Annotated in this window: 33 protein-coding genes, 1 rRNA gene and 5 pseudogenes; 26 read left to right on the forward strand and 13 right to left on the reverse strand. The window is 40.0% G+C overall.

Annotated features, from left to right (window positions below; all coding sequences use genetic code 11):
- The first annotated feature begins 35 nt into the window (after positions 1-35).
- The 8 genes and pseudogenes from rrf to KUH03_RS28525 all read left to right on the forward strand — a co-directional run bounded on the left by rrf (position 36) and on the right by KUH03_RS28525 (position 4,663).
- Positions 36-147 (forward strand): 5S ribosomal RNA (gene rrf, locus KUH03_RS28495).
- A gap of 754 nt (positions 148-901) precedes the next feature.
- Positions 902-1,582 carry an alpha-glucosidase domain-containing protein gene (locus tag KUH03_RS28500; protein WP_257087797.1) on the forward strand — a complete coding sequence of 227 codons (681 nt, stop codon included), beginning with the start codon at positions 902-904 and terminating at the stop codon, positions 1,580-1,582.
- Positions 1,579-2,205 (forward strand): hypothetical protein, encoded by a 627-nt coding sequence (locus KUH03_RS28505; protein WP_257087798.1) that lies wholly within the window; start codon positions 1,579-1,581, stop codon positions 2,203-2,205. Before KUH03_RS28500 ends, KUH03_RS28505 begins: the two co-directional genes overlap by 4 nt.
- Complete coding sequence (locus tag KUH03_RS28510) at positions 2,160-2,690, forward strand: TIM-barrel domain-containing protein (protein ID WP_257087799.1); 531 nt, start codon at positions 2,160-2,162, stop codon at positions 2,688-2,690. Before KUH03_RS28505 ends, KUH03_RS28510 begins: the two co-directional genes overlap by 46 nt.
- A pseudogene (locus KUH03_RS49285) lies at positions 2,657-2,749 on the forward strand (hypothetical protein); the annotation flags it as partial. The gene KUH03_RS28510 and the pseudogene KUH03_RS49285, both read left to right, overlap by 34 nt.
- Before the next feature lie 71 nt (positions 2,750-2,820).
- A complete protein-coding gene (locus KUH03_RS28515; protein WP_257087800.1) occupies positions 2,821-3,153 on the forward strand; it encodes a DUF5110 domain-containing protein in 333 nt (110 codons plus the stop codon).
- A gap of 119 nt (positions 3,154-3,272) precedes the next feature.
- Entirely contained in the window at positions 3,273-3,794 is a 522-nt protein-coding gene (locus KUH03_RS28520; protein ID WP_257087801.1) for a fibronectin type III domain-containing protein, read from the forward strand.
- Positions 3,764-4,663 carry a discoidin domain-containing protein gene (locus tag KUH03_RS28525; protein WP_257087802.1) on the forward strand — a complete coding sequence of 300 codons (900 nt, stop codon included), beginning with the start codon at positions 3,764-3,766 and terminating at the stop codon, positions 4,661-4,663. Before KUH03_RS28520 ends, KUH03_RS28525 begins: the two co-directional genes overlap by 31 nt.
- Positions 4,664-4,914: 251 nt before the next feature.
- Here KUH03_RS28525 and KUH03_RS28530 read toward each other — a convergent pair whose 3' ends face one another.
- From KUH03_RS28530 to KUH03_RS28540, 3 genes are all read right to left on the reverse strand, one after another.
- On the reverse strand, positions 4,915-5,715 hold the full coding sequence (locus KUH03_RS28530; protein ID WP_257087803.1) for a pirin family protein: 801 nt from the start codon (positions 5,713-5,715) through the stop codon (positions 4,915-4,917).
- A 252-nt stretch (positions 5,716-5,967) separates the two neighbouring features.
- On the reverse strand, positions 5,968-6,285 hold the full coding sequence (locus KUH03_RS28535; protein ID WP_257087804.1) for a hypothetical protein: 318 nt from the start codon (positions 6,283-6,285) through the stop codon (positions 5,968-5,970).
- Entirely contained in the window at positions 6,286-6,642 is a 357-nt protein-coding gene (locus KUH03_RS28540; protein WP_306429820.1) for an OsmC family protein, read from the reverse strand.
- A 299-nt stretch (positions 6,643-6,941) separates the two neighbouring features.
- Between KUH03_RS28540 and KUH03_RS28545 the strand changes: the two genes are divergently transcribed.
- Both KUH03_RS28545 and KUH03_RS28550 read left to right on the forward strand, forming a co-directional pair.
- Positions 6,942-7,139 carry a hypothetical protein gene (locus tag KUH03_RS28545; protein WP_257087805.1) on the forward strand — a complete coding sequence of 66 codons (198 nt, stop codon included), beginning with the start codon at positions 6,942-6,944 and terminating at the stop codon, positions 7,137-7,139.
- A gap of 8 nt (positions 7,140-7,147) precedes the next feature.
- The gene (locus tag KUH03_RS28550; protein ID WP_257087806.1) at positions 7,148-7,660 is read left to right on the forward strand and encodes a hypothetical protein; all 513 of its coding nucleotides are present in this window, start codon (positions 7,148-7,150) and stop codon (positions 7,658-7,660) included.
- A gap of 14 nt (positions 7,661-7,674) precedes the next feature.
- On the opposite strand, the pseudogene KUH03_RS28560 reads toward KUH03_RS28550, so the two are convergent.
- From KUH03_RS28560 to KUH03_RS28580, 4 genes and pseudogenes are all read right to left on the reverse strand, one after another.
- Positions 7,675-8,221 (reverse strand): annotated as a pseudogene (locus tag KUH03_RS28560) (AAA family ATPase).
- Positions 8,222-8,322: 101 nt separating this feature from the next.
- Positions 8,323-9,409, reverse strand: a pseudogene (locus KUH03_RS49290) (DUF6688 family protein).
- A gap of 31 nt (positions 9,410-9,440) precedes the next feature.
- Positions 9,441-9,779: an SRPBCC domain-containing protein gene (locus tag KUH03_RS28575; RefSeq protein ID WP_257087811.1), complete on the reverse strand. Its 339-nt coding sequence runs from the start codon at positions 9,777-9,779 to the stop codon at positions 9,441-9,443.
- Positions 9,780-9,999: 220 nt separating this feature from the next.
- A complete protein-coding gene (locus tag KUH03_RS28580; protein ID WP_257087812.1) occupies positions 10,000-10,320 on the reverse strand; it encodes a hypothetical protein in 321 nt (106 codons plus the stop codon).
- A 611-nt stretch (positions 10,321-10,931) separates the two neighbouring features.
- Between KUH03_RS28580 and KUH03_RS28585 the strand changes: the two genes are divergently transcribed.
- From KUH03_RS28585 to KUH03_RS28595, 3 genes are read left to right on the forward strand one after another with little or no spacing between them, the layout of a single operon-like run.
- On the forward strand, positions 10,932-11,414 hold the full coding sequence (locus KUH03_RS28585) for a hypothetical protein (RefSeq protein WP_257087813.1): 483 nt from the start codon (positions 10,932-10,934) through the stop codon (positions 11,412-11,414).
- 51 nt (positions 11,415-11,465) lie between these two features.
- Positions 11,466-11,753, forward strand: coding sequence for a hypothetical protein (locus tag KUH03_RS28590; protein WP_257087814.1), 288 nt, complete (start codon positions 11,466-11,468; stop codon positions 11,751-11,753).
- Positions 11,732-12,049, forward strand: a complete 318-nt coding sequence (locus KUH03_RS28595) for a hypothetical protein (RefSeq protein WP_257087815.1) — start codon at positions 11,732-11,734, stop codon at positions 12,047-12,049. The genes KUH03_RS28590 and KUH03_RS28595 overlap by 22 nt, the downstream gene beginning before the upstream one ends.
- A gap of 13 nt (positions 12,050-12,062) precedes the next feature.
- Here the strand turns inward: KUH03_RS28595 and KUH03_RS28600 are convergent, their stop codons facing one another.
- The 5 genes from KUH03_RS28600 to KUH03_RS28620 are packed head-to-tail and all read right to left on the reverse strand — an operon-like array spanning position 12,063 to position 14,155.
- The gene (locus tag KUH03_RS28600; protein ID WP_257087816.1) at positions 12,063-12,446 is read right to left on the reverse strand and encodes a hypothetical protein; all 384 of its coding nucleotides are present in this window, start codon (positions 12,444-12,446) and stop codon (positions 12,063-12,065) included.
- Entirely contained in the window at positions 12,443-13,291 is an 849-nt protein-coding gene (locus tag KUH03_RS28605) for an RNA polymerase sigma factor (RefSeq protein ID WP_257087817.1), read from the reverse strand. Before KUH03_RS28605 ends, KUH03_RS28600 begins: the two co-directional genes overlap by 4 nt.
- A 45-nt stretch (positions 13,292-13,336) precedes the next feature.
- Positions 13,337-13,489, reverse strand: a complete 153-nt coding sequence (locus KUH03_RS28610) for a YciI family protein (RefSeq protein WP_257097410.1) — start codon at positions 13,487-13,489, stop codon at positions 13,337-13,339.
- 14 nt (positions 13,490-13,503) lie between these two features.
- Positions 13,504-13,674 carry a hypothetical protein gene (locus KUH03_RS28615; protein ID WP_257087818.1) on the reverse strand — a complete coding sequence of 57 codons (171 nt, stop codon included), beginning with the start codon at positions 13,672-13,674 and terminating at the stop codon, positions 13,504-13,506.
- Between the two features lie 49 nt (positions 13,675-13,723).
- The gene (locus KUH03_RS28620) at positions 13,724-14,155 is read right to left on the reverse strand and encodes a carboxymuconolactone decarboxylase family protein (RefSeq protein WP_257087819.1); all 432 of its coding nucleotides are present in this window, start codon (positions 14,153-14,155) and stop codon (positions 13,724-13,726) included.
- Positions 14,156-14,421: 266 nt separating this feature from the next.
- Here KUH03_RS28620 and KUH03_RS28625 point away from each other — a divergent pair, with 266 nt between their 5' ends.
- The 7 genes and pseudogenes from KUH03_RS28625 to KUH03_RS28655 all read left to right on the forward strand — a co-directional run bounded on the left by KUH03_RS28625 (position 14,422) and on the right by KUH03_RS28655 (position 19,741).
- Positions 14,422-15,126 (forward strand): MgtC/SapB family protein, encoded by a 705-nt coding sequence (locus KUH03_RS28625; RefSeq protein ID WP_120259138.1) that lies wholly within the window; start codon positions 14,422-14,424, stop codon positions 15,124-15,126.
- Positions 15,127-15,191: 65 nt separating this feature from the next.
- Positions 15,192-16,577 carry an HAD-IC family P-type ATPase gene (locus KUH03_RS28630; RefSeq protein WP_257087820.1) on the forward strand — a complete coding sequence of 462 codons (1,386 nt, stop codon included), beginning with the start codon at positions 15,192-15,194 and terminating at the stop codon, positions 16,575-16,577.
- Positions 16,578-16,582: 5 nt separating this feature from the next.
- Entirely contained in the window at positions 16,583-16,708 is a 126-nt protein-coding gene (locus KUH03_RS28635) for a hypothetical protein (protein ID WP_257087821.1), read from the forward strand.
- 58 nt (positions 16,709-16,766) lie between these two features.
- Complete coding sequence (locus tag KUH03_RS28640; protein WP_257087822.1) at positions 16,767-17,387, forward strand: HAD-IC family P-type ATPase; 621 nt, start codon at positions 16,767-16,769, stop codon at positions 17,385-17,387.
- Complete coding sequence (locus KUH03_RS28645; protein ID WP_257087823.1) at positions 17,366-17,713, forward strand: cation transporting ATPase C-terminal domain-containing protein; 348 nt, start codon at positions 17,366-17,368, stop codon at positions 17,711-17,713. Before KUH03_RS28640 ends, KUH03_RS28645 begins: the two co-directional genes overlap by 22 nt.
- On the forward strand, positions 17,704-17,892 hold the full coding sequence (locus tag KUH03_RS28650; RefSeq protein ID WP_257087824.1) for a hypothetical protein: 189 nt from the start codon (positions 17,704-17,706) through the stop codon (positions 17,890-17,892). Before KUH03_RS28645 ends, KUH03_RS28650 begins: the two co-directional genes overlap by 10 nt.
- 296 nt (positions 17,893-18,188) lie before the next feature.
- Positions 18,189-19,741: pseudogene (locus KUH03_RS28655) on the forward strand (DUF885 domain-containing protein).
- 98 nt (positions 19,742-19,839) lie between these two features.
- Here the strand turns inward: KUH03_RS28655 and KUH03_RS28665 are convergent.
- A pseudogene (locus KUH03_RS28665) lies at positions 19,840-20,807 on the reverse strand (GlxA family transcriptional regulator).
- A 137-nt stretch (positions 20,808-20,944) separates the two neighbouring features.
- Here KUH03_RS28665 and KUH03_RS28670 point away from each other — a divergent pair.
- The 6 genes from KUH03_RS28670 (at position 20,945) to KUH03_RS28690 (ending at position 23,076) form a co-directional block, all read left to right on the forward strand.
- Entirely contained in the window at positions 20,945-21,223 is a 279-nt protein-coding gene (locus KUH03_RS28670; protein WP_306429205.1) for an SRPBCC domain-containing protein, read from the forward strand.
- Positions 21,202-21,366 (forward strand): hypothetical protein, encoded by a 165-nt coding sequence (locus KUH03_RS46935; protein WP_306429206.1) that lies wholly within the window; start codon positions 21,202-21,204, stop codon positions 21,364-21,366. Before KUH03_RS28670 ends, KUH03_RS46935 begins: the two co-directional genes overlap by 22 nt.
- A 21-nt stretch (positions 21,367-21,387) precedes the next feature.
- Entirely contained in the window at positions 21,388-21,807 is a 420-nt protein-coding gene (locus KUH03_RS28675; RefSeq protein WP_257087827.1) for a DoxX family protein, read from the forward strand.
- 107 nt (positions 21,808-21,914) lie between these two features.
- Complete coding sequence (locus tag KUH03_RS28680) at positions 21,915-22,364, forward strand: SRPBCC family protein (RefSeq protein WP_120259133.1); 450 nt, start codon at positions 21,915-21,917, stop codon at positions 22,362-22,364.
- A gap of 22 nt (positions 22,365-22,386) precedes the next feature.
- A complete protein-coding gene (locus KUH03_RS28685; RefSeq protein WP_120259132.1) occupies positions 22,387-22,773 on the forward strand; it encodes a glyoxalase in 387 nt (128 codons plus the stop codon).
- Positions 22,774-22,842: 69 nt separating this feature from the next.
- A complete protein-coding gene (locus tag KUH03_RS28690; protein ID WP_257087828.1) occupies positions 22,843-23,076 on the forward strand; it encodes a hypothetical protein in 234 nt (77 codons plus the stop codon).
- Positions 23,077-23,078: the final 2 nt, after the last annotated feature.

Consider the following 23,078-nt stretch of genomic DNA (forward strand, 5'->3'; position numbering starts at 1 on the left):
AGTCATATCTCCTATCTCACCTCTAAAAAAAAACTTTAGGTGCCTATATCGGCGGTGTCTACCTCTTCCCATTCCGAACAGAGCAGTCAAGCCCGCCAGAGCCGATGGTATTGCCGTAACAGGTGGGAGAGTAGGTCGGTGCCTTTTACACGGAAGCCCTTGCTGGAAACAGTCAAGGGCTTCTTTCGTTTACATACTTTTCAGAAGGTTCCAAAGGACAATGGGGCCGGGATAAAGCCCACTGGGTGACGCTCGGAAAAGAGGCACATATGTTCCGCAACCCTATTATCTGGTAAAAAGCTGTATGGCTCTGGCCCAAAAGCCACACTGGAATACACTCCCAAAAACTACTAAGGGATAAGGCTCTACAACGGTACTATCCGTACAGATCTGTATGGTATTGCTCTGAGGTAATGCGCTACTACCTTGTTAATATGTTTCCCAGCGATTACTGGCCCCGCCAAGACAAAAATTCCAGAAGAATGATGCCTCTGCTCCCCAATGTCACAGAGGGATAGGGCTCCGCAACCGTACTATCCGGTACAGATTTATATGGGCCTGATCTAAGGTGTTGTGTTATGACTGCGTTTATGTACTCTCCAGAAAACGATACATTGGGCTTGCAGTAGAAGTCCCGCTAAAATCACTTTACTCCTGCAACATTATTATTGGACAATCGTTTGCATTCCTGAAGCTCTTTTTACTTGGATTTACTATTGTATTATTGTTATGTTAATTTAACAGCATATTGATGCCTATCCCAAAGATGGAAAAGCAATTGTGCTATTCAATATTATAAATTATATACATGAAGATATCTTTTTGGAGTACAAAAGCGCAAGTTAGTTTGTTAGTTGGATTGGCTTCTCCGTTTATTTTTCAAACGAATAGAGTCAGTGCCATGGCTAGCACAGTCGCTTATTATCAGATAGAACAGCGCTCTACTGTTAGCAAAATTATTGCTGTGCAGAAAATTAACCCAACAACAGTAGAGATTGTATATGACAACAACCAAAGACTGACATTGGATTTCTATGGAAATCATATTTTCAGGATGTTCCAAGATATACACGGTGGGATTATTCGCGATCCGGAAGCAAAACCTGACGCGAAGATCCTTGTCGAAGAGCCACGAAAAGCAGTGGATAACTTGGAAGTAAAGGACGATGGTAGTAAGGCGATAATAACGACCAAAGACATCATATTCTCCATAGATAAGCAGACATCACAGTTTAGTATCCTAAATCGTAATACGAACAAAGTCGTCGTAGAGAGTTTAAAACCTATCGCTTTCGAATCTAAGCAAGTGAGCTTAGAACTAAAGGAAAACAAGGATGAGTACTTCTTCGGCGGGGGCGTTCAGAATGGACGGTTTTCCCATAAAGGTAAAGCGATCGCAATAGAAAACCAAAATAGCTGGACGGATGGCGGAGTCGCATCACCCACACCCTATTTTTGGTCAACCAATGGTTATGGGTTTATGTGGCATACCTTTAAAAAGGGGAATTATGCATTTGGTACAAAACCAAAAGGAACAGTTAAACTCACTCATGATACAGATTACCTCGATGTCTTTTTATGATCAATGACGGTACTGTACCGCTATTGAATGATTTCTACCAGTTAACGGGTAATCCTATTCTTCTTCCAAAATTTGGCCTATATGAAGGTCACCTAAATGCATATAATCGGGATTTTTGGAAAGAGGATGAAAAAGGGATTCTATTTGAAGATGGTAAACGTTATAAAGAAAGCCAAAAAGACAATGGTGGTACGAAAGAATCATTAAATGGTGAAAAAGGTAATTACCAATTTTCAGCCCGTGCGGTAATCGATCGTTATAAAGCGCATGATATGCCTTTGGGGTGGATTCTACCCAATGATGGTTATGGTGCTGGATATGGTCAAACCGAAACATTGGATGGTAATATTAATAATCTAAAAGAATTTGGTAATTATGCACGTAAAAATGGAGTGGAAATCGGTTTGTGGACACAGTCTGATTTACACCCCAAAGATAGTATCAGTGCATTATTGCAAAGAGATATCGTTAAGGAAGTACGCGATGCCGGTGTGCGGGTATTGAAGACAGATGTTGCTTGGGTAGGCCCAGGCTATTCCTTTGGTTTGAATGGCGCGTTGCTGACGTGGGTCATACGATGCCTTATTATGGTAACGATGCACGGCCATTTATTATCTCATTAGACGGTTGGGCTGGGACGCAACGTTATGCCGGTATTTGGTCTGGGGATCAAACAGGTGGTGTATGGGAATATATTCGATTTCATATTCCAACCTATATCGGTTCTGGACTGTCCGGACAGCCAAATATCACTTCCGATATGGATGGTATTTTTGGAGGTAAAAATTTCAAAGTCAACATTAGAGACTTTCAGTGGAAAACATGGACACCAATGGAACTGAATATGGACGGTTGGGGATCCAACGAAAAGTATCCTCATGCGCTGGGTGAACCCGCGACTTCCATTAACCGCCTCTACCTCAAGTTGAAATCACAATTGGTTCCTTATAGCTACAGTATTGCTAAACAGGCTGTCGATGGTTTGCCAATCATCCGTGCGATGTTTTTGGAGCAAGCAAATCAGTATACGCTTGGTAAAGCAACGCAGTACCAATATCTGTATGGACCGAATTTTTGGTTGCACCGATCTATCAGGAAACACGTGTAGATGAGAAGGGCAATGATATTCGTAATGGTATTTACTTGCCAGATGGAGAGTGGATCGATTATTTTACAGGTGAGAAATATAAAGGCGGGCGTATTATCAATAATTTTGACGTGCCAATCTGGAAGCTCCTGTGTTTGTTAAAAATGGTGCCATCATACCGGTCACTAATCCTAACAACAATGTATATGAAATCAAGAAGGATCAACGTATTTACGAGGTTTATCCATCTGGGAATTCCGAATTTATGGAATATGATGATGATGGGAAAACTGAGGCCTATCGTTACGGAAAAGGAGTGAACACAAAGATTTATTCTCTACAGAAAGATAATAAAGTGTTGTTCACAATAGCGCCATCACAAGGTGAATTCGAGGGCTTTGAGAAGGCGAAATCGACTGAAGTTCGTTTTAATGTGACTGCGACACCAAAGAAGGTAACAGCCAAAGTGAACAAAAAGGTGTAAAACTTCAAGAGGCTCATTCACTAGCCGAGTTTAATGGATTAGAAAATGCCTATTTCTATGATGCACAGCCTAATCTGAATCAATTTGCGACAAAGGGATCAGAATTTGAGAAAGTTGCCTTGATTAAAAATCCGATGGTATTGGTGCGTATTGGTAAACAGGATGTGTCATCGACTGCAATTGAAATACAGGTGGATGGTTTCCAATTTACGCCAGCTGATAAGTACTTATCACAGACAGCTGTACTGACCGCTCCGACAGCCAAAGTAACGGAAAGTAATACACAAGCTTATACGATAACACCAACTTGGGAGAAGGTTGCCAATGCGGACTATTATGAGATCGCTTTCAATGATCTGATCTACTCGACCATTAAAGACAATCAATTGCTCTTTGAAGGTTTAGACGCTGAGACGGATTATGCCTTTAAAATTAGGGCCGTCAATAAAGCCGGTGCTTCCGATTGGAGTACATTCACCGCAAAAACAAAAGCTAATCCGTTAGAATTTGCGATCGAAGGTATTAAAGCAGAGACCTCGGTGGACAATCAAGGTGGCAATGGCATCAATAAGTTGTTTAACTATGATGAAGGGGACATGTGGCATACCAAATGGGGCAAACTGCTGTTCCGTTTGACATGACACTAGATCTGAAATCGGTCAATCAATTGGATAAGTTTGCGTATCTTCCTCGCACGGATGGTGGCAACGGAATCATTTTAAAAGGTAAAGTGTTTTATAGCAATGACAAAGACACCTGGTCTGAGGCTGGAAGCTTTGATTGGAAGCGTGATGGTGAAATGAAGCAATTTAATTTTAGCCAACATCCTGTCGCTCGTTTCATTAAGATTTCGGTTACAGAAGCTGTCGGAGGTTTTGGTTCAGGCCGGGAACTCTATGTCTTTAAGGTGCCAGGATCCACTAGCTATCTACCGGGAGATATCAATAATGACCGTCTGATCGACCAAAATGATTTGACTTCTTATATCAATTATACTGGATTAAGAATGGGTGATGGAGATTTTGAAGGTTATGTGAGTAATGGTGACGTCAATAAAAATAATCTGATTGATGCCTATGATATCTCAAATGTTGCTGTGATGATCGAAGGTGGAGCGAAACCAACCAAAGAGGAGAAAGTTGCTGGTAAGCTGAAATTGACAGCCTCCAAGACTACCTTGAAGTCTGGTGATATCGTTGAAATAGCAGTCAGTGGTGAAAACCTTAAAGCGGTCAACGCACTTAGCTTTGCGTTGCCTTATAATCAAGGAGATTTTGAGTTTGTGGGAATAGATCCATTACAGCTGAAAGAGATGAGTAATTACACCAATGACCGTCTGCATACAAACGGTAGTAAAGCATTGTATCCTACTTTTGTGAATTTGGGCAATAGGGAAACACTGAATGGTTCTGAAATTCTGTTTAAGATTAAGCTGAAAGCCAAACGTAACGTTAATTTCAATTTAAAAGCTATAGATGGTATTTTAGTTGATAAAAACTCAATTCGATAAGCTTTTAGAAAGTAAAGGCAACCCCTGAACATTGAATCTTTGAAAAGAGACGATAGGGGATAGAAATAGAATCAAACAAAAACGAGGGTATCCAATAGCTGTTTTGGATACCCTCGTTTTTGTAAAATCATGCGAACAGTGAAACTGTAATTTTGCTGGTCATTATCCTGAACTTGTTCGACAATGGAAGCTATGAAGCTATTCGATGTCTTGATTATCAATGGGAATAGTAGCTTTAAGACGATGTTTCGTTAGTTTAATATCATGTTGAGATCCATCAAAAGGATTTCGGTATCTGCTGAGGTCGCGGTAAGTTTAATTTCTGAAACATCCCAGATTCCAAAGCCATCTCTTGTTTCCAATTCTTGTCCTTCAACATTGATACTTCCGCTGATGACGAATATATAAACACCATTTCCAGCTTGTTTAATACTATAATTTGTGCTGATACCATTGTCGAAATGTCCCATATGAAACCAGGCATCCTGATGTATCCATACCCCTTCGTCGGACGGATCTGGTGAAAGTATCTGTTGCAACTTGTTGTGTCTTTGCGATCTATCCAATGTAATCTGGTCGTACCGAGGTGCTACATTGCGTTGATTCGGATAGACCCAGATCTGTAAAAATTTGACAGCCTGATCGTTATTTTTATTGTATTCACTATGCATGATGCCCGTTCCTGCACTCATGACTTGGATATCTCCTTTTCGAATAATGGCTTGATTCCCCATACTATCTTCATGCTCCAGGTCCCCTTCTAAAGGAATACTGATAATTTCCATATTATCGTGCGGATGTAATCCGAACCCTCTGCCTGCGGCAACGATATCATCATTCAACACACGGAGTACACCAAAATGCATGCGTTCGGGATTATGGTAATTAGCAAAGCTAAAGGTATGATTACTCTGCAACCAACCATGATTTGCATGACCTCGGCTCGTTGCTTTATGAAGTACACTATGACTTTCCAATTGATCTGAATCGTAATGGACAGCATTGGCATCTAGTGCTTCCAAAGGTTCTATTTCGTCAATGTCATTCTTCATAATACGTGCTGAAGCAGCGCTTGCAGCGAATATGCCGGAACCTAAGAGCCCCTTTTTATAAAATTTTGTCTATTCATGATCTTCGTATTGATGTATTCAAAATTAATCTACCAAGGATTAATTTTCATTGAACTAGTTTAATAAAAGCCTTGTAATCGAAATTTATAGCTTTCAGAAAATTGGCAAATATGCCTGATGATGGAGATTATTTGTCTTTGAGAAATTTTAGGATATATCTTGAAAGTCTCTCGCTTATTTATCGGGAATCAAATCAGGAAATAAGCTATAAATTTCATTTTTCAAAAGCCCGCTTCCACCGCCATAATGTTTTATTAAACCTATAGAATGGTTTAAATGCGCTATATAATCTGTGATTTCAGCCTCTTCCTGAGTCGATAGACCAGAGCTCAACAACAGGATATCACAAGGATATTCTGAGAGGTAATTCTTACAGGTTGAAAGATCCTGTTGAATGATGGCCTGCCATCCCTGATTGCTTTCTATAATCCGCTTTAACGTTTGGAGAATTTCTTCGTTTTTTCCAAATACGATAATGACCAAATTTTTCATCTAAGGGTTGGTTTTCATAGTTGTATTGACGATGGCGTTGCCCTTTAGTATCTTAGAAATCGGACATTCGTCGGCAATTTGCTGAAGACGCAATACAGTGTTTTCTTCAACAGCCTGTCCGAATGAAATTTCACGGTCAAAATAAGTAACCACTTGTTCTTTTTCAATTCGTAGATACATATTTGCTGATACCTGAATCTCATCGATGTTAAGTTCCTTTTTGTCAATATACATACGTAAGGTTGCCAATGTACAGGAAACGAGGGAAGAGATCAATAGGGTATACGGATCAGGACCGAGATCTTTTCCACCAAGTTTCTCAGGTTCGTCCGTAATAAGTTCACCATTTCGCCATATAAGATGGTTGTTTTATATTTTGTTGGCCGATATGACCGCTTACGGGATTCTCTAGAATATATTTCATACGATTTTCTCTTTTGCTTCTTGTAAAACAAAATTAAAGTCGAATTGATTCAATTCCATTGATGTAGTTCAATAAATATGGAAAAGATCTAAAAAATGGCTTTTTATTTACCCGCTTATACCCATAGTTATCTGTTACGCGATGGAATGAAAAATATCTCTTCGAAAAATTAAATGCTAATGTAAGTTCAATCGCATAAATTTTCTTAATTTTAGTTTGTTTTTACTTTTTTATGATGAAGAGATTTTTATTTATTGCATGTATAGCTAGTACAGTTCCATTTGCAGCTTTTTCACAGTCCCATGAACTTCGTGTTGGTATCACTTCGGGTGTTTCCAATTTTACGGGATCTGGAAGCACCGCGCAGAGCAATCTCAATGGTTCGAGTCAGCAGGACTATTATACCAATAGTCCTTATGGTAAAAAGTAGGGATCAATTTGGGTGGCGCAGTCAACTATCGCTATGTTTTTGCGAATAATTTTCTTTTAGGCGTAGAGGGAGCTTTTGAACGTCTACAAACTAAAGTTGACCTGGAAGGGAGCGAATTTGCCAATGGTAATCGTGGGCTGACCAAACTCAATCAACAATTCCTGAATTTTAATCCCTTTGTTGGTTATCGCGTTTATTTTGAACCGATGACAATGGATATGCAATTTGGTGTTGATGTTGCCAAGGTGTTGAGCATCAAGGAAAATGGAAGTATAGAAGACAAGAATGGCAATAAAACAAGCTTTACACATGATAGAGGAAAAGCAATTGATGTGGATATCCGCCCGCGACTACAGTTTAATGTCAATTATGATCGTTATACGATTTTTGCAGGTTATTCGTGGGGTTTAAAGGATTATCTCGATGGGTTAATTGGAGCTAACCCAGGGCCGGCACGCTTGAATGTATTTCGCCTGGGACTGCAATATCAATTTTTAACACCGATTTATAGAAATGACTAAAAGTTAATGAAAGATCAATGATCTGCTGATCTGAGCACTTCAAGTATAAATTGATAACGTTGTTCGACCGTTGTTTTAGGTATTTCTACGACCTCATATCCAAGCCGCTCATATACACTTTTCATCTGATTGAATGTGGCTTCGGCCTCTTCCCATGTTTGTTTTCGCTCATTATCGGTTTCATAAATTTCCTGCCAAGGGGAGGATAAATATCTTTTTATAATAGCGGTGTGCTTTGGCTTCGGCAAGCAGGGATTCTTCGATAATTAGATTTTCCATTTCGATATAGGCCAGTGTATCAGGAATACCACGGTCAAAAAAGACATAGCCTGGATCTGTAGCGCTTTCTTGTAATTCATGAAGGAAACTGTTCGTGGACGCAGCCAACATCAATGTCGCATAGTATTGTCTGTTTTTCCAGGGTAAACCATCACCATTACTATCCAATTGTTCTTTAATGATTCTACGTGCATCTTCCGGTACAGTTCTATACCCCTGTTTTTGTAGTTCGTTAAGTAGTGTGGTGTGGTTTTGCCTACACCGGGTCCCCGGTGAGGACAATAAAATAATTTGTCTGATCCATATTAAAAAATGTCATACCCTTCCAATACAGCCCAGCATTGTCTGTTTGAAGGATATTATTGTGTAATAATCGAAAATGATTAAGCGTATTGTTTGGCGATTTTCTTCTCTGGTTCTATATATAACGTATATAAAAAGAAAAGAAATATATACTCCAGTGGTTTCATCATCATGTAGGTCAGATTTGATGCCCTGACCGAGTTGATTCTGGTGGAGATATTATATCCGTATCTGTCGTAAAAAGAACGTACATAACGATGAAGGACTGGAGATAGATCACTTAAAATTTCTTCAAAAGCATTAGCTACCAATAGTTGACGGTTAACAATGATCGTATTTCCATGTCGCTTACCTAAGCGTAGTGGCTTCACAACTGTTGGATCCCCTTTGGCAGCCACTGTACAAAGGTAATGTCCACGGTGATCTAAAATAGGAGGGTGCATTTTTTGAGAGAAAGCCCAGGTCGTGGTCTCCGTGAATACCTTGGCCATTGAATCGCTATCTTGACCAAATAGAATAAGAATTGCGGTCACCAGGAGAAAGACAGGAACGAGCAGGATAAGCGCCCATAGCGGATAATCTAATTTGGATGAGAGCAATATATTGATCTTGTTCAGTATGGGATTGCGATAAGTTCTGTGCAAGGATGTCTCTCTCCTGGCGGATGATCTTCCAGATAAAGCCTATGCCAAAACAGAAACAGAAAAGAGGCGTGAAAATAAAGTAAAATGTTCCTTCATTACCAACATAGATACTTAGGGTAGATGTATCGTGATAACTTACCTGAGTCAATACAAAGATACTGATTATTGATCCGATCATCAAAATAATGAGGGCGAGGACAAGAGGAATAGGTGGTATTTTCCGGCCTTTTATCCAAATAGCCATCACAGCGACATTGAAAGCAACAAAATAGATAAACAATGATAAGGCATGTTTTCCGCCAAAAGGTAAGTAACAAGCACCGTCAACAGGATCAACAGCCTCATGATATTGACTGGAATGGGTTAATAGACCAACTCCAGAGATCGCTAAGGACAGGATGTAGCCAATAATAACAGCATATTCAACAAAGGATATCTTTTTATTCTGTCTTTTAATTGCAGAGCGCAGTAGATAGATCAATCCGGCAAATAAAGCAACAACAAGGAAAAATATAATGTACATGATAGCAAATAAAATTATTAGGCGAATGTAATCAAATCATTGTTTCTAATTCATGTTCAAGGCGATCAAAGTTTTCTTCATTTTTATCGATGACAAAGCTTTTGATTTTGTTGCATTCTTCAGTAGTATTGAATATCATTCGAAAACCGAATTTTGTTTTACCGGGAGCAATATCAGTCAGCGATAGCTCCATTCGGAAAAGCGGTTTGGACAGTCTATCCCAGGTAATTAATTTGGGGTAAATTATTTCGGAAAAAATGCATTCATTTTGGTAATTACCTTTATCTGGACCATGCATGATAAACTTCCATCGTCCTCCGGGTCTAAAGTCAAATTCTTCGAATGTATTGGTAAAACCAGCTGGCCCCACCAATTTTCTAAATGAGAGGGATTAGCACATGCCTCAAAGACGAGGTCTATTGCTGCATCTACTATTCTCGAACTGACAATTTCATTATCAGGTGAAAGTATGAAAGGGGTGTGACCATTGTCTCTGCTGTGTTTATGTTAACCAAATAATCGCTTCCAGAAGCCTTTCTTTTGGATAACCTCATTGGTTTTCTCTGTATCAGTCGTTGTACTTGCGGGTTCTACATGAACTTTTTCGACTTTGACATTATGTAGGATCTCATTTTCAGGAGACCGTTGCGTTGTTCGATGTTTTTGATCTGTTCGAATGCTGTGGTTTGATAGAGCAGTGGACCTTCTTTATCACAGTTAAAGAGGTTGGAATAGCTTTTAGATTCATTCAAATCAAGGGGCTGAGGTTCTACAACTTCTGTGGCCTCCAAGAGACCCAATCCGCGCTCTTTGGCAAAATTCAAAGCCTTTAGGAAAATGTTGATGCGCCCATCTGAAAATAGTTGATCCAATTCCGATTTAATCTCCAGATTATGGTGATAATCGTCCAATAAACGTACGACCTGATCCGCAGAAATAAATACACCCGAGCAATAATTTTCAACAAGCCTGTTTTGTACCTTTTTTGTGAGGGATCCAATTGGGATAAATTCTTCCCATTTTTATAGTAGGAATCTAACTGTTTGTTCTCTGAAAAGGACAATGCACCGCCGCGGACGTAAAAGTAGGTTTCAAAAAATCCTTGAACAACAGCGATAAAGAAACCATGCGTTTTGTCAAAATAATCATTTTGATCTGTTTCCCGACCTGCGTTTATTGTGTCCTGATATTTGGTTTTATAGAAGTCGTCAATTTGGTGATCGGATGCTAGCGCCTCTATTTTTCTGGATTTGCAATCACTTCAAAATACCAGGTATTAATCTGTTCTTCAGAAATAGGGTGGTAACTAATATCAAAGCCCATAATTAGCGGTTTTTAATCTGTTGTTTTTGTATTTACTAAAATATTAAAAATTAGCGTGTTGGGCAAGTAAAATATAAAAGATCGTGAGGTGTTTCATTCAATATAACGATTTGCTGACTATTCCGGATGAAGGAGCGGGTCACCAACGGGGTTGTGGGTTTAAGTAATATTAGGTACTTTGGAACAAAATAAAATTTATATGAAGCACTTACTATTTATTATTTTCATGTCGGCAAGTTTATTCTTCACGGCTTGCCAATCCCCAAGTCCGGAAAATTTTTTCGGAAAAGTTGTTCTAAATACAAACCTTGTCGCTGACTTTGCTCCCGAGCGTTTTGGTAAACGTCTTGAACAGGAAACTGTCGAATTTCCAAATACCCCCTCCAGTAAGAAAGAAGGGAATGAGGCTCAAAAAACAGTGGAATTTAAAATTCAAACTGTAGAGAAAGCATTGAAAGACATCAATGAACTTCATGTTTCAGATGATGATGCAAAAGCCTTAAAAGAAAAGTCTATCACCTTATTTGAGAAGGTACTTCCGGTTTATAAAAATGAGTATACGGCCTATGCCAAACTTTGTGATACCAAGGGATCTGCTGAGGAAAAGCAGGCATTGCTTGAAAAGATTCAAAAGATGCTATGCCTGAGATCGACAAAGTATTTGATGAAGTATATGTTTTAGGAAAATCGTATGCCGAAAAACATAACCTTAATGTGAACTGGGGTAACTAAGATGAATCAGGAAACTAACTTATATAGAAATAGCAGCAAAACCGTTAAGCTTCTCGCTATGTCAGGCGGGATTTGTGTCATTCTTTTGTTGACCTTTTTGTACTGTATTGGACTCTTTGATGGTGAATTAAAAGTTAAACCTGCCGTATTTTCGGGTGCTGCATTATTGGTGATGCTGATTCTGTTGTTGAGCAGTTTATTAAGCCTTCGGGACAAGTCTGCTCAGATTGTATTGAATAAAAACCATTTTTCGGAAAAACAACCCCATTGGCAAAGGCATTTGGGATAGGAAATTGGGAAGATGTCACAGCCATTAATTTGCAAAAAGTAGGTGGTGATACTTTGGTGATTGTCACTTTGAGCAATGCTTCCAATTATAAAGACCGGCTTCCATCGATGTTATGGAAAATGGCTTATTATGAAGCTACACAAGAATTAAATATCATGTATTCTGCTTCTGTGATAGGCATCGAACCTGCCGAACTCTACGAATTATTTATGAGTTATTGGCAGCACTCAAAAAAAAGAATCGGGGATACACTAAAAGCCCGTAATTGGAAGAGTACATGCATTAACACTGTATAACGGCTCGCGAACTTTACAGCATATCGATCTTGCGTTGGATAGTCTCCTGCTCTTGGGCGTTTTTTGCCAATGCTTGCGCACGCTGAAAGTTCGCGATTGCTTTCTGTCTATCTATATCCTTATAGAGTTCTCCTAAGAGTGCAAAATAAAAGTGATTGTCTGATAGATTCAGTTTTTTTGCTTCAACTAATGCCATTTTTGCTCCTTTTGCCTTATATAAAGCAAATGTTCTGTTGAGTACTGCGCCCGGTGAATAATTGACCAGTAGCAATCGGTCGTAAAGCTGAAGGATTTCGCCCCATTTTTCTGCTGTATCTGCTTTTGTACAATGGCATTGTGCAATTTTTGCTTCGATATGATAAGACGTCAGCTGATCACCGTCGGCCGATTGATTCAAAAATATATCCCTTGATTGATTAATTCTTGGTTCCATAATTTCTCGTTCTGTTGCTCATACAGGATAAATTCACCATCGGTACTGTGCCGGGCGTCGAAACGTGAAGAATGAAAACAGATTAAGGCAATGAGTGCATGTGTTTTTGGAACATTCGTTTTCTCGTAGGCGGATAGCATTAACGCAAGACGCAAGGCTTCTATACACAGATCTTTGCGTAAAATCTGGTTTTGCGTTTTGGAATAATAACCCTCATTGAATAAGAGGTAGATAATATGTAGCACATTGTCCAGCCTTTGGACGATTTCCTTTTCGGATGGCAACTCCAGCTGGATCTTTTCTGTACGGAGCTTTTCTTTTGCCCGGAATAAACGCTTATTAATTGTTTCTTTATTTGAGAGGAAGGCTTCGGCGATTTCTTCAATACCAAAACCACAGAGAATCCGTAGTGCCAGTCCGATCTGAGCCTCACTAGCAATCGCAGGTGTACAGATGGCAAACAGCATCTTCAACTGACTATCTTTGATGTTTTCCTGCGTGAAGCTAAATTCATCGCTATGATCCACTGCGATTTGTTTTTGATGTATTTCCGGGATTACTTTGTCTTCGAAAATCTTATTCCGTCTAAAGTAGCTTAAGGTTTTCTTTTTGGCTACCGTGTAAAGCCATGCCGTTGGATTTGGAGGCAAGCCCTTTGTCTGCCACGATTCCGTAGCCAGCAAAAATGTTTCACTGACGATATCTTCCGCAATTTCAATATATTGTAAACCAAAACCTTTTGAAATTACAGCGACAATCTTGGTGAATTCCTGTTGAAAAAGCTGTTTTAGAAAATTAGATTCCATCATACATAATAGGGCAGTTGTATACTACACAACCGCCCTTTAATTTTTTTAAACTAAAAGTGCCCTGATCTCAACACTACCATTAGATTCTAAAATCGGACAACCATGTGCCAATGTTGTCGCTTCCTCAAGGTTTTCTGCTGCGATGACAATAAAGCCACCAAGACTTTCTCTGATCTCTACAAATGGGCCATCTGTAATGACTCCACCGGGTTTTAATACCTTTCCGGCTTTTTCAAGTCGTGAACCATGGTCGGATAGTTTTCCTGTGCTTCAATGTCGCCGATCCAATCCTGCCATTTTTTGTTTATTCTGGCAATTTCTTCGTCATTCAAAAGAGGCTGCTCATTGCCTGCTTGCCTAAATAATAAGATGAAATCTTTCATGCTTATAGTTTAATATGTTAAATAATTTTATTTACCTGGTTTTTTGTTATTATGCCGTCTGCACCTTATGTTGACCGACTTTGTACCCGCCAGCTTCAGTGCGGAAAGAAATATTAAAACGGTTGTATGCATTGATTGTTGTTACCGCCAAAGTCAGATCGATCAGTTCCTCTTCAGAAAACTCTTGGTTTGCAATGGCATAAACCTCATCAGGTACATCACCATTGGTTATTTTTGTTACCGCTTCGGCCCATTCCAAGGCCGCACGTTCGCGTGCACTGTAAAGTGGTGCCTCGCGCCAAGCGTCCAATAAAAATAGGCGCTGTGGATTTTCGCCAGTAGCAAGCAAATCTTTTGAATGCATGTCTAGGCAATAAGCACAACCGTTGATCTGTGATACTCTAAAATAAATCAGATGCAAAAGCTCTTGTTCGATTGCACATTTACCTAAATAAGCACCCAATCCAAACATAGCTTTCATAGCATTTTGGCCTTTTGCGAAAAAAATTGATTCGTTGTTTCATTTTATTATTGTTTTAAGTGTAACTGTTTTACACTACAATAATGATTGAAGTTAAAGAAATTGGACATAAGGCTTGAAATATTTTTTTATTTCTTTTTAAATTATTGTTTTTCAGATGTTTAATCTTATTATTTTTCTAATAAAATTCTAATGATTTTCTATATGATCTCTAACGGTCATCCTGGTAACGATTGCTGACCTTTGCACGCAAAGGAGGATGAGCTATGGTTATTTTTGAATTTGCACTACGATTATTGGCCGCATTACTTTTGGGTGCCGCAGTTGGTTCCGAAAGACAGTGGCGCCAGAAGAATGCTGGACTTCGTACGAATACACTGGTGTCGCTAGGTTCAGCTGCTTTTGTACTTCTTTCTATTGAAATAGGTGGTGATGCTACAGGACGTATCGCTTCCTATGTCGTCAGTGGGATTGGTTTCCTCGGTGCGGGAGTGATTATGAAGGATGGATTGAATGTGCATGGTCTCAATACTGCGGCTACGATCTGGTGCTCAGCTGCAGTAGGTGCATTATCGGGTTTGGGTTTGTATCCACAGGCAGCGTTGGTAGCTGCAGCCATTATTCTGACACATTTGATCTTCCGTCCCATCGGCCAGCGGATGGGTTTCATCAAATTTAGTAAATCAGCAGTGGCACAAACCGACTATCTGGTATCTATCCGATGCGGCATCGCTATCGAAAATCATATTCGTGTGCTGTTGATCCAAATGTTGGGCAATGAGGAGAAGGTATTATTGACATCACTATCCAGCGATGATACTGTGGAGGCGAATGCGGCCGCAATTACTGCTGTTATCAAAGCTGTTGGCCAACAGGATAGTCTGATTGAACGGATAGCCAGTCGACTGACAATGGAAGAAAAAGTAAGCAAAATAAGCTGGGAAATTATCGGCACTGAAGCCGATCTGTAAAACTGTTGTGCCACTTCTTGTGGCGGTAAGTTGTATCGCATATAAATTAAACAAAGACTAGGGTTATGATCAGCGTTAGAAACAAAATAAGAAACCCATTGCATAGCATGATCAGTTCAAATGGTATGAATGTGGGAACGATCACCAAATTGCAGGAAATTGCGAGTCAGGATGAAAAAATGGCTTGTGCTATGCTGGAAAGTAGTGATGGTGGGATTACAGATGATATGGCCAGTGAGCGCCGCCAGAAATTTGGACTGAATGAAATACAACATCAAAAGGCTCCCAAATGGTATATTCAATTGATAAAGGCATTCGCTAATCCCTTTATTTACATATTGCTGGTCATTGCTGTTGTGTCTTTCGTTCTAGATGTCTGGCTTGCATCACCGGACGATAGGGATTATAAGACTGTCCTTGTGGTTTCTATTATGGTATTAATCAGCGCCCTCTTACGTTTTATACAGGAGTATAGAAGTAATGCAGCCGCTGAAAAACTCAAAGGCATGGTGAAAACCACAGCTACTGTATTGCGAAAATTCAAAGGACGACGAGAGATCTCTATTGCTGAACTCGTACCAGGGGATATTGTTTATCTCTCTGCTGGCGATATGATTCCATCTGATTGCCGGATTATACAGAGTAAGGATCTTTTTGTGAGTGAAAGCATGCTGACAGGAGAGGCGCTTCCCGTAGAGAAGAATTATTTGCCAATTCGAGATGCGAAAGAAAAGCAGGCCATTGAGCTTAGCAATATCTGTTTTATGGGAACCAATGTTGTCAGTGGTTCAGCTATAGCGATTATTGTAACCACAGGTAACTATACCTATTTCGGGAGTATCAGTAAATCCATTACGGGTGAACGGCCAGAAACAAGTTTTGATAAAGGGATAAACAAGGTGAGTTTTCTACTTATTCGCTTTATGCTGGTGATGGTTCCATTGATCTTTTTGATCAATGGCTTGATGAAAGGGAATTGGACCGAAGCGTTGTTATTTGCGATTGCTGTGGCCGTAGGGCTTACACCTGAGATGCTCCCGATGATTGTGACGGCAAATCTAGCCAAAGGAGCGGTTAATATGAGTAAACGTAAAGTCATTGTCAAACGCTTGAACTCCATTCAGAATATCGGTGCGATGGATATTCTCTGTACAGATAAAACAGGTACACTGACCTTGGACAAGATCGTGATGGAAAAGCACCTCAATGTCTATGGTGTAGAAGATGACGAAGTACTCAAATGGGCTTACCTCAATAGTTTTCATCAGACAGGCTTAAAAAATCTGATGGATAAGGCGGTACTGGAGCATGTTGAACTGCATGATTATCTAAAAGTCGAAGATCAATACCTGAAAGTGGATGAGATACCCTTTGATTTTCAACGGCGAAGAATGTCCGTCATTCTCAAAAAGCATAACGGTAAACATCTCCTGATCTGTAAGGGGCAGTAGAGGAAATGTTGGAATTATGTACCCATGCGTTTGATCCTGGGGATGATCGTAGCCTACATATTGAAAATGACCGTACTGTATCTATGGATGATACTATGCGGAGAATCGTGCTGAATACATCCAAAAGATGAATGAAGAAGGTTTGCGCGTATTGTTGGTTGCCATTCGGGAATTTGAGGATCCCATCCATTGACTTATGCCATTGCAGATGAAGTCAAATTAACGTTGACTGGTTTTATTGGTTTTTTGGACCCGGCCAAACCTTCTGCAGCACCAGCGATTGAAGCCCTGCATAAATTGGGGGTAGCTGTAAAAGTGCTGACAGGAGATAATGAGATCGTCACACGTAAAATCTGTCATGATGTGGGGATCCCTGTGCAACGTATTATTAATGGAAGCGAACTGGATCAGATCAATGATCAAGAATTGGATCAATGTATTGTTGACGTTTCCGTTTTTGCAAAATTAAGTCCATTGCAAAAAGTACGTGTGGTCAAAGCCTTGCGGTCCAAGGGACATACCGTTGGTTTTATGGGCGATGGTATTAATGATGCTGCCGCAATTAAAGAGGCTGATGTAGGCATTAGTGTGGATACGGCGGTGGATATTACCAAAGAAAGTGCGGATATCATCCTATTGGAAAAAGATCTGATGGTTCTTCGAAAGGGTGTGATCTATGGTCGACGTACTTTTGGTAACATCATTAAATATATTAAGATGACAGCCAGCAGTAATTTTGGAAATATGTTCAGTATGCTCGGCGCGAGCGCGTTTCTGCCTTTTTGCCGATGTTGCCGGTACACCTGCTGATACAGAATTTGTTATATGATATTTCACAGGTTTCTATTCCTTGGGACAGTATGGATGAAGAATTTATTCAGGAACCGAAAAAATGGGATGCGGGGAGCGTGTCAAAGTTTATGCTTTTTATTGGTCCGATCAGTTCTATCTTTGATTTTGCGACTTTTGCATTGATGTATTTTGTCTTCAAAGCAAATACGGTCGAACATCAGACGCTTTTTCAATCGGGGTGGTTTGTCGAAGGACTGCTTTCACAGACTTTGATCATCCATATGATCCGTACACGCAAGATACCTTTTATACAAAGCTGGGCTGCCGCTCCGTCGTGGCATTGACCTCCTTGGTTATGGTTATCGGTATTCTGCTGCCATTTTCACCTTTCGCTGAGGCTTTGAAATTACAGGCGCTACCATTGTCTTATTTTCCTTGGCTAATAGGTATTTTGATCGGTTATTGCCTGTTGACACAGTTTGTTAAGAACTGGTTTATTCAAAAATTCCATACTTGGCTGTAAGTAAAAAGGATGGGGCTGTTTTTAATTGTAAAATCCTTGCGGTGGTTTGATTAAAAATCAACAACAATTGTTATTTTTAATCAAATTACTCCAATGAAACTGATAACATATACATTCACTGTCCTGGGTTTGGGAATCTTGGCATCCTGCGGGTCGGGGTCCAATACAAAAAAGCCCTTGCGGATACGACTTCGAATGCAAATTTTAAAGCTTATGAAGATCGATTCATCGAGCAGCTCTGGAAAGAAAATCCAGAATGGGCCACACAGGTAGGCTTTCACCGTTACGATTCGTTGTTGACGATCCCCGATGCCAAAAGCAGGGCATTACGTTTGGAATTTTCTAAGCAACATTTAGATCAATTGAAAAGTTTTGATCTGAACGAGCTGAATCTCTCACAACAGACGGATTACCACCTGATCCAGAACTACCTGGAATCTAATGTATGGTCAATCGAAAAAGAGCGTTCTTACGAATGGAATCCTTCATCTTACAATGTAAGTGGAACTATCGCCTTTATGTTGGCTGAGAATTATGCCCCATTGCATGATCGTCTTCACGCTATTGAACAACGGATGGCACATATTCCAGCGTATTATGAGGCTGCGAAAGGACAGATTAAGAATCCAGCGTTGGTATTAACAGATCTGGCCATACAGCAGAATTTGGGTGGATTATCTGTGTTTGAAACGGATCTGCGTGATTCCTTGAAAAAATCTAGTCTTCCAGCGACTGAAAAAGCGGCTATTCAAGCGAAAGCCGATCAGGCCGTAAAGGCGATCAATGGATTTGTAACGTTTTTAAAAACGAACCCGAATCCATCGCCACGAAGCTTTAGATTGGGGCAGGAGCTATACGATCAAAAGTTCAAGTTTGATATCCAGTCGGGGTCTACTGCTGCACAGATCTATGATGCGGCAATGGCACGCAAGAGCTATTTACATGCTGAAATGTATAAAATCAGTAAGGAACTGTGGCCAAAGTATTTTGGAAAGGCGGTACAACCCACAGATAGTTTGGTGCTTATTCGCAAGATGATTGATACCTTGTCTGTCAATCACGTCAAAGCAGATGAATTTCAATCGGCCATTGAAGCGCAGATACCAAAATTGGTGGAATTTGTGAAAAAGAAAGATCTCCTGTACATTGATGATAGCAAACCTTTGGTCGTACGGAAAGAACCTGCGTATATGGCCGGTGTTGCTGGAGCGTCTATCAGTGCTCCGGGTCCCTATGATAAAGGTGGGAATACATATTACAATGTTGGAAGTCTTGCTGGATGGACCAAAGAAGCTTCAGAAAGCTATCTACGGGAATATAATCACTATATTTTGCAGATTTTGAATATTCACGAGGCTATTCCGGGGCATTATACGCAGTTGGTCTATGCCAACCAGTCGCCTAGCTTAATCAAGAGTGTTTTGGGAATGGAGCCATGATCGAAGGCTGGGCTGTATATACCGAGCAGATGATGTTAGAAAATGGCTATGGCGATAACGCACCTGAAATGTGGTTGATGTGGTATAAATGGCATCTACGTACTGTATGTAACGCTATTTTGGACTATAGTGTGCATGTGAAGAATATGAGTGAAAAGGATGCCATGCATTTATTGGTTGACGAAGCGTTTCAACAGCAGGCAGAGGCCGCCGGGAAATGGAAAAGGGTATCTGTTAGTAGCGTACAGCTAACATCTTATTTTACGGGATATAAAGAAATCTATGATTTAAGAGAAGCTGTGAAAAAGGAGGAGGGTGCTCAATTTAAGCTAAAAGCCTTCAATGAGAAATTTCTGAGCTTTGGTAATTCGCCCGTAAAATATATCCGGGAAATGATGCTGAAAAAATAGGTATAAGAAACCGTATTGGAAAGCCACCTGATATCGGGTGGCTTTCTGATTTTATTGTTATGCTATTCAGCTACTTTTTGTTAATAAGTCTTTCTCTCTTAAGCGACTTTAGCAAACTTGTTTCGATACTCTATAGGCGTAAGGCCTGTTATTTTTTTGAAAATATCCCGAAATGCTTTTGTATCTGTGTATCCGACATCATACATCACTTGGGAAACGTTCTTCCTTGAAGCTTCAAAAATTTCTTTGCGGCCTCTATGCGTACACGCTGGATATACTCCACGGGCGTATTATTTGTTGCTTCTTTAAATCTTCGTTCAAAAGTTCGGCGGCCAATATTAACAAAATTGGCTAAATCTTCGACCGTAATTTTTTCCTCATACTTTAGTTCAATATAATCCTGCGCTTTCTGGATATCCAGGTCTTCGTGATTACGTTGGCCGCGGAATATCGCAAATTGGGACTGACTGTCACGGCTGATATCCAGTGCAAAATATTTGGCGATCATAACCGCCGTTTCGCGGTCGGAAAATTTTTCGACAAGATATAGTATCAAATTCCACAGGCTGCTGGCGCCACCACTGCTGTAAATATTATCGTTTTCTGTAATAACGGCCCCATCTTCGACTTCTATTTCAGGGTATTTTTCCTTGAATTCGCTGACATAGGCCCAATGGGTTGAGCATTTTTTACCATTTAATAAACCCGTTTCAGCTAAAAGGAAAGCTCCTACACATAAGCTGGCCAGGCGGGTACCTTTTAAATGGAGTTTTCTGAAATAAGGTATGGCCTCGGCATTATCCCTTATTCCGGTGTCAATATCTCCGAAAGTCGGGGGTATGATTAATAGGTCTGTCCGTTCCACATCTTGCAGCAAACGATTGGTTTTTATGGTATACTCACCGCTGTTGGCCGGTACATATTCACTAAGACCTACATACTCAACATTGAATATCGGTTTCTTTCCAAAAGCCGAAAGAAATTCATTGGCCGTAAGAAAGGTTCTAAATGCCGGCGTAATACCTTCAATAGTACCATATTGGGGAACAAAAACAGAGATTTGCATATCTTTTTGGTTTATAGGATAAAGGTACAAATTGTTTTTGTCGTAATCCACCCCTAAAGTTGTCGTTTTTACAATGTGCCGCCCCTTAAAATCCTTCGCATCTTTGCTATATCATAATCAACAAATAAAAAGAAATCATGGAAAGACAAACAAAAATTAAGGTAGAAGCAGCGGTAAACGCGCCAGTAGAAAAGGTATGGCAACAATGGAATGCGCCAGCAGATATTATGCAATGGAATGCTGCGGATCCAAGCTGGCATTGTCCAAGCAGTCAAAACGACTTGCGTGTGAATGGTACTTTTAAAAATCGGATGGAAGCAAAGGATGGAAGTTTTGGATTCGATTTGAAGGAACTTATGATAAGGTTGAATTGCATCAAGAAATCGCCTATACCATGTCTGATGGTCGGACAGTAAGCACCGTATTTTCTGAAAGAGATGGAAAGACAATCATGAGTACCACTTTTGATGCGGAGCAGATGAATGATCCTGAATTTCAGAAGCAAGGTTGGCAAGCTATTCTCAATAATTTTGTAAAACACGTTGAATCAACAAATTAATCACCATAAAATACCAACATCATGAAAAAGAATAAAATTATCTTCTGGATAGCGACAATATTTATTGTTATCTGGGAAGGCGTTATGCCACTGGGCACATTACTATTTGCACCACAATATATGAACGCAGGAACCAAACCCTTGGGCTACCCGGATTATTTTGCCTATGCCCTTATTATCTGTAAAGTTTTAGGGGTCATTGCCATTGCCATTCCACAGTTTCCGGCTAAACTAAAAGAATGGGCTTATGCAGGATTGACATTCAGTTTGCTATTTGCCTTTATCAGTCACGCTTGCGTGGATAAAAATATAACATTCATGTTATTGCCACTTATTGTATTGGGTATACTGATGTTATCTTATGTCTATCGGTCAAAGCTAGCAGGTACAAGTCGTACCTCGCAGCAGAATGCATATACTGGCGCATCGGCGATATCGTAATATCTTGGTATGACAGTGTGCCCATCCGAAAGGATAGGTTTATTGAGAATTATTAGAAAGAACAAAAAGGTAGTATTATCTATTTACATTATAAACAATCAATCGAGATGAAAACAAATAGTGTTTCTTTACATCGGGTTATTCAGGCAAGCCCTGAAAAAGTCTTCCGCGCATTCGCGGATCCAGTAGCACAGGCTACTTGGTTACCCCCTTATGGTTTTGTCTGTACTGTACAGCAGATGGATTTTAAAGTAGGTGGTCAATTTAAGATGACATTTATCAATTTTGGTACAGGTAATGGTCATTCCTTTGGTGGAGAGTATTTGGAAATTACAGCCAATGAATTTATCAAGTATGTCGATCGCTTTGATGATCCAAATTTACCCGGAGAAATGACAACGACAGTTTCTTTGCGTGCTGTCAGCTGCGGTACTGAACTTAAAATAGAGCAAACAGGAATTCCTGAAGTTATTCCAGCAGAAATGTGTTATTTGGGATGGCAGGAATCTTTGGAAAAAATGAAAAAACTTGTGGAGCCCGTCATACCAGACGCATAGTTTAATTCAATTTGTTTAGGATATGGAACGGTTAAGAAGCGGGGTTTTTATCACATTTTCGGGAAATTGTAGAAAGGCGCTTACCTTTTACCAGTCATGTTTTGGCGGGAGCCTAGATTTTGACAGGCTGGATAAAAAGATAAATGGGTATGCAGAACTGCCCATTGTAAGTGCCTCTCTTACTTCCCCAAATGTGGTTATCTACGGCTCAGATCTGGTACATGATGATGGACGAAAAATCGGTAATTATCTTTCGGTGTTTTTGCCCTGTGCAAATGTGGTTGATCGTGGTCAGCTTGTCACCAAGCTGACGGCTGGACGACAGGCGGTATTGGGAAATAATGAGACGGACCAGCTGGTAGAAGTAACAGATATTTTTGACGTAAGATGGATATTGGGGATTCAATAGTGTTTTCTAAATCTTATTTTTTTGTTAAGTTAAGGCAAAATCAGTAGTATTATAAAAAGCTTTATTGTTATGGTATATGTAGAAAATGAGTTCGCTCCTTTACAAAAAGTGATCTTGGCGGTTTCAGAGTTTGGATTTCCAAAAGCAGTTCGAGCGGACGATCTCCGTTTTCTCCCCGATACCAACACAGAAAGTGATGTTACAAATGCAGGAAAAGATTTCGCGGAAGTATATCCTGAGCAACAAAAGCATGGGATCTTGAACGCTCAAATTTTGCTGCTGTACTGGAAAAATATGGGGTAGAA

It is taken from the genome of Sphingobacterium sp. E70 (assembly GCF_019285695.1).
In the GTDB taxonomy this organism is placed as follows: Bacteria; Bacteroidota; Bacteroidia; order Sphingobacteriales; family Sphingobacteriaceae; genus Sphingobacterium; species Sphingobacterium detergens.

Bases quoted from the DNA above. Each gene is read 5' to 3' on its own strand.
- KUH03_RS28690 (WP_257087828.1), top strand. From the start codon at position 22,843: ATGGTATATGTAGAAAATGAGTTCGCTCCTTTACAAAAAGTGATCTTG.
- KUH03_RS28590 (WP_257087814.1), top strand. From the start codon at position 11,466: ATGAATCAGGAAACTAACTTATATAGAAATAGCAGCAAAACCGTTAAG.
- KUH03_RS28680 (WP_120259133.1), top strand. From the start codon at position 21,915: ATGAAAACAAATAGTGTTTCTTTACATCGGGTTATTCAGGCAAGCCCT.
- KUH03_RS28545 (WP_257087805.1), top strand. From the start codon at position 6,942: ATGATGAAGAGATTTTTATTTATTGCATGTATAGCTAGTACAGTTCCA.
- KUH03_RS28535 (WP_257087804.1), bottom strand. From the start codon at position 6,285: ATGAAAAATTTGGTCATTATCGTATTTGGAAAAAACGAAGAAATTCTC.
- KUH03_RS28585 (WP_257087813.1), top strand. From the start codon at position 10,932: ATGAAGCACTTACTATTTATTATTTTCATGTCGGCAAGTTTATTCTTC.
- KUH03_RS28530 (WP_257087803.1), bottom strand. From the start codon at position 5,715: ATGAAGAATGACATTGACGAAATAGAACCTTTGGAAGCACTAGATGCC.
- KUH03_RS28620 (WP_257087819.1), bottom strand. From the start codon at position 14,155: ATGAAAGCTATGTTTGGATTGGGTGCTTATTTAGGTAAATGTGCAATC.
- KUH03_RS28525 (WP_257087802.1), top strand. From the start codon at position 3,764: ATGGGGCAAACTGCTGTTCCGTTTGACATGACACTAGATCTGAAATCG.
- KUH03_RS28605 (WP_257087817.1), bottom strand. From the start codon at position 13,291: ATGATGGAATCTAATTTTCTAAAACAGCTTTTTCAACAGGAATTCACC.
- KUH03_RS28510 (WP_257087799.1), top strand. From the start codon at position 2,160: ATGCCTTATTATGGTAACGATGCACGGCCATTTATTATCTCATTAGAC.
- KUH03_RS28645 (WP_257087823.1), top strand. From the start codon at position 17,366: ATGTTGCCGGTACACCTGCTGATACAGAATTTGTTATATGATATTTCA.
- KUH03_RS28500 (WP_257087797.1), top strand. From the start codon at position 902: ATGGCTAGCACAGTCGCTTATTATCAGATAGAACAGCGCTCTACTGTT.
- KUH03_RS28625 (WP_120259138.1), top strand. From the start codon at position 14,422: ATGGTTATTTTTGAATTTGCACTACGATTATTGGCCGCATTACTTTTG.
- KUH03_RS28675 (WP_257087827.1), top strand. From the start codon at position 21,388: ATGAAAAAGAATAAAATTATCTTCTGGATAGCGACAATATTTATTGTT.
- KUH03_RS28505 (WP_257087798.1), top strand. From the start codon at position 1,579: ATGATCAATGACGGTACTGTACCGCTATTGAATGATTTCTACCAGTTA.
- KUH03_RS28630 (WP_257087820.1), top strand. From the start codon at position 15,192: ATGATCAGCGTTAGAAACAAAATAAGAAACCCATTGCATAGCATGATC.
- KUH03_RS28670 (WP_306429205.1), top strand. From the start codon at position 20,945: ATGGAAAGACAAACAAAAATTAAGGTAGAAGCAGCGGTAAACGCGCCA.
- KUH03_RS28685 (WP_120259132.1), top strand. From the start codon at position 22,387: ATGGAACGGTTAAGAAGCGGGGTTTTTATCACATTTTCGGGAAATTGT.
- KUH03_RS28635 (WP_257087821.1), top strand. From the start codon at position 16,583: ATGTTGGAATTATGTACCCATGCGTTTGATCCTGGGGATGATCGTAGC.
- KUH03_RS28615 (WP_257087818.1), bottom strand. From the start codon at position 13,674: ATGAAAGATTTCATCTTATTATTTAGGCAAGCAGGCAATGAGCAGCCT.
- KUH03_RS46935 (WP_306429206.1), top strand. From the start codon at position 21,202: ATGTCTGATGGTCGGACAGTAAGCACCGTATTTTCTGAAAGAGATGGA.